The 731-nt window shown below is 27.6% G+C and carries 1 pseudogene; it reads right to left on the bottom strand.

The features are described 5' to 3' along the window. Positions 1 to 426: 426 nt before the first annotated feature. Positions 427 to 731: pseudogene (locus R7190_RS27225) on the bottom strand (type IV secretion system protein VirD2); the annotation flags it as partial.

Here is a 731-nt window from a genome sequence, read left to right as displayed (position 1 = left end):
AAGATAAAGAGTCATTCCTTTCCTATGTCGATACGGAGTGAAGTTCTTACCATCATCAAGTATATTATTTCTTTTCTTATCAATCGCGACATTCATTGCATCTGCATAATTAGCCATAACTTAAACCTTACAATTTATTCTTATCTTTTAATACAAGATACCAGTTAACTTTATATAAGTAAACAAACTGGAATTTACAAAAAATATAATTTTAACAGGTTGATTCGTAAAATTTATCTATTACGAATAAACTAATTTTAATTATTATTGACGGGTAAATTTAATAAAATATTTATTAACTATGACGAATCATTGATTTTTAATAATTAGTGAGGAATTAAAAAATAATGACTAGTGAATTATATATAGAAAGTGATATAATTACATTTAATGATAGCTATAAATATTAGGCTAATTATTTATACCTTAGTGATCCTGGCTAATGATACTTTCTAATAGTTTGTTCACCGAACTTCGTTGTGGTTTATCATTCTTGTGTAAGATATCAACATGAGCAGTAGCAATAAAAGTCTTATAGTCACTCTCAGAAATCTGTTTTGTGCTTAAATTTTCAAATACATTTTCCATTGTTTTTCGCTTAGTGATACAGCTAAATGCTTTATCAAGAGTATCCAAAAATAGCGCTTCAATAACTGTTTCAAAACCCATTTCGACATCTTTAAGCATAGAAATCATCTCAACGACATACACGACATCAGAAGCGCCTTTTA

It is taken from the genome of Vibrio sp. 1078-1, from assembly GCF_033340475.1.
This window is presented reverse-complemented; position numbering and strand designations above follow the sequence as displayed.